Genomic DNA, 3,075 nt, shown 5'->3' on the forward strand with positions numbered 1-3,075 from the left:
TATTTTTCAGAATGATAAATGGGAAGTGTGGTAAAAATTTGAAAAAACAATAATGCTGTGGCAAAACACACAAACAGAAATAACCAAAAAATTCGGTCTTTAAAAACCGACTCGATGGCTTGATTTCCGCCAAGTTCTTTATGGTGCAAGGCTGCTTTTTTCTCTTTTACCAAAATGGCAAAAATGCTGATGGCAAAAATACATGAAAGCCCATCGACCCAAAACAGCCCGTGGTAGCCCATTCCCATAATAATCAAACCTCCAAGAGCCGGTCCTGCGGCAAACCCTAAATTGATGGCCAGTCGGACTAACGTAAAAGCACGGGCTCGATTTTCAGGTTTGGCATAGGTTCCTAAGGATACGAACATTGCGGGTCGGAACATATCTGCAACAGCCATAATGGCAAAAATACCGAAACACAAACCGTAAAAAGTAGTGATGTATTGCAATCCAAAAAACATCAATCCGCTCGTAAAGAGACTGAAAACCATTATTTTATAAAAACCAATTTTGTCCGATAATTTGCCACCGAGATAAGAACCCAACATGGATCCCAAACCAAAGCAAACCATAATCCAGCCCACTTGATTGTAGGAAAAATGCAAATCTTCTTTTAAATATTTGGATAAAAAGGGTAAAACCATCGTTCCTGCTCGATTGATGAACGTAATGAGGGTTAAAATCCAAACTTCTCTTGAAAAACCTTTAAAATTGTTAATGTAATTGCGAACTGCATTCTGAATCATTCGTACTGATTTGAGTGCGGCAAAGTTCTTAAAAATAGCGGTGATTAAACGCTTTTAAGGCAAAATAAAATTGTTATTTTTACAAAAAAAATAAGCAACATGCACAAATTCATTTCGATCCTTTTTGTTTTTACATCGCTCTGTGCTTTTTCACAGAAACAACCTACTGCCGAAGATTTTCAGAAGAATTTGAATCAAGAATTCGCCAATCCCGATAAATCGCCGTTGACTGAGGACGATCGCTTAAAGTTTACAGCCTTGGAATTTTTCCCCATTGATCCCGAGTTTATTGTGGAAGCAACCTTTACTAAATCGAAAAATGAAAAAGCTTTTGAGATGAAAACCACCACCGAGAGAACGCCGCTTTATGTAAAATACGGCGAAATTTCTTTTACGATAAAAGGCGAAAAATTCAAACTCAATGTCTATCAAAATCTAGAATTGATCAAACGAAAAGAATTCAAAAAACATCTGTTTTTACCCTTTTCAGATTTGACATCCGGAAATGAAACCTACATCGGAGGCCGCTACCTCGATTTAGAAATCCCAAGAGGAAATACGGTTGTCATTGATTTCAATAAAGCCTACAATCCGTATTGTGCCTACAATTATAAATATTCGTGTCCGATAGTTCCTATGGAAAACGACTTGCTGACGCATATTAACGCAGGTGTAAAAAAGTTTCACGACTAATGAAATTCATCAATATACACACCCATTCTTGTTCTCAAAACGAAAATGTTTTGGAAATTGTCAATCAGTATCCGACTTCTTTTGAGGAAACAAACGGATTTTTCTCCATCGGTATTCATCCGTGGCACATCAATCCCGAAACGTGGAAGGAAGAATTGATTATTATTGAGGAGAAAATTCAGTTGAAAAACGGTCTCGCTTTGGGCGAATGTGGCCTAGACAAACGACGGGAAACCCCTATGGAATTGCAAACCGAGATTTTTGAAGCCCAACTTTTATTGGCACAAAAATACCAAATCCCTGTGATTATTCATTGTGTGGCGGCTTTCCAGGAGTTGATTGCTTTGAAACAAAAATTAAACATCGCTGTTCCTTTAGTGGTTCACGGTTTTTCGAAAAGCGAAGAATTGGTGTTGCAGTTGTTGAAAAATGGGTTTTATATCTCTTTCGGAAAATATTTATTACGAAATCCGGAGCTTCAAACCGTTTTTAAACTGGTTCCCGACGACCGATTTTTTCTCGAAACCGATACTATTGAAGAAGAAATTGCAGATGTGTATGCCCTGGCGGCAAAATATAAAAAGAGCGATGTTGTATCTTTGCAACAAATGATTACTAAAAATTTTAATACCGTTTTTAAAAATGGCAGAATGGACTGAACGCGCCGAACTTTTGTTTCAAAAAGAAGGCTTGGAAAAATTAAAAAACTCGAATGTACTGATAGTTGGTTTGGGAGGCGTGGGCTCGTTTGCGGCCGAATTTATTGCCAGAGCTGGCGTTGGAAAAATGACCATTGTGGACGGCGATGTGGTGGATATTACCAATATCAATAGGCAATTACCCGCTTTACACACAACAGTTGGACAACCTAAAATAGTGGTAGTTGGAAATCGTTTAATGGATATCAATCCGGAATTGCAGTTGACGCGCATTCAGGAATTTTTGTCGCCCGAACGTGCTTTTGAAATTGTAACCGAAGAGTTTGATTACGTGTTGGATTGTATTGACAGCGTTACACCAAAATTCAATTTGATAGTTGCTGCGAAACGCAAACATGTAAAAATCATCAGTAGCATGGGTGCCGGTGGAAAAATGGAAGCTTCAAAAGTAAAAGTAGCCGATATCAGTAACAGCAACAGTTGTTTCTTGGCCCGAGTGATTCGAAAAAGGTTAAAAGAGGTAAAAATCGACAAAGGCGTAAAAGTGGTATTTTCGACTGAAATTCAAGACGAAAGCAGTTTAAAAACCACCGACGGCAAAAATTATAAAAAATCATTTTACGGTACAAACAGTTACATGCCCGGACTTTTTGGGTTGTATGCTGCCGAAACGGTAATCAGGTATTTGTTAAAAAGGTAACAAGTATTTGCATAATTACTAAAAGTATACTTTATATTTAAAATTCGTTTGACAATTTGTAGCGAAAAAAAATTATATTTGTTTATTACAACACGAAACAAACCTTCGCCAATCTACCCATTTTTGGGTGTATATACGAAAGTTTGTTTCGCCTATATACTAGTTACCAGCCATTTTAGCGCACCAAAATAATGAAAGAATATTTTATTTTACAATTCAAAATGCTAAACAGGCAATTAACCGAATGGGGAATTGAACCAGTAATTGGATATGTTGT

General features: G+C 37.3%; 4 protein-coding genes. 3 read left to right on the top strand and 1 reads right to left on the bottom strand.

The window, feature by feature from the left end; translation table 11 throughout:
* Positions 1–746: MFS transporter (locus ACIQ2X_RS15165; RefSeq protein ID WP_396179801.1), on the bottom strand; the 746-nt coding region annotated here is incomplete at its 3' end.
* Between the two features lie 99 nt (positions 747–845).
* Here ACIQ2X_RS15165 and ACIQ2X_RS15170 point away from each other — a divergent pair.
* From ACIQ2X_RS15170 to ACIQ2X_RS15180, 3 genes are read left to right on the top strand one after another with little or no spacing between them, the layout of a single operon-like run.
* Entirely contained in the window at positions 846–1,439 is a 594-nt protein-coding gene (locus ACIQ2X_RS15170; RefSeq protein WP_396179802.1) for a DUF1684 domain-containing protein, read from the top strand.
* On the top strand, positions 1,439–2,098 hold the full coding sequence (locus ACIQ2X_RS15175; RefSeq protein WP_396179803.1) for a TatD family hydrolase: 660 nt from the start codon (positions 1,439–1,441) through the stop codon (positions 2,096–2,098). The genes ACIQ2X_RS15170 and ACIQ2X_RS15175 overlap by 1 nt, the downstream gene beginning before the upstream one ends.
* Positions 2,082–2,798: a ThiF family adenylyltransferase gene (locus ACIQ2X_RS15180; RefSeq protein ID WP_396179805.1), complete on the top strand. Its 717-nt coding sequence runs from the start codon at positions 2,082–2,084 to the stop codon at positions 2,796–2,798. The genes ACIQ2X_RS15175 and ACIQ2X_RS15180 overlap by 17 nt, the downstream gene beginning before the upstream one ends.
* The last annotated feature ends 277 nt before the right edge of the window (positions 2,799–3,075 follow it).

The sequence above is a fragment of the Flavobacterium sp. genome (genome assembly GCF_044368625.1).
In the GTDB taxonomy this organism is placed as follows: Bacteria; Bacteroidota; Bacteroidia; order Flavobacteriales; family Flavobacteriaceae; genus Flavobacterium.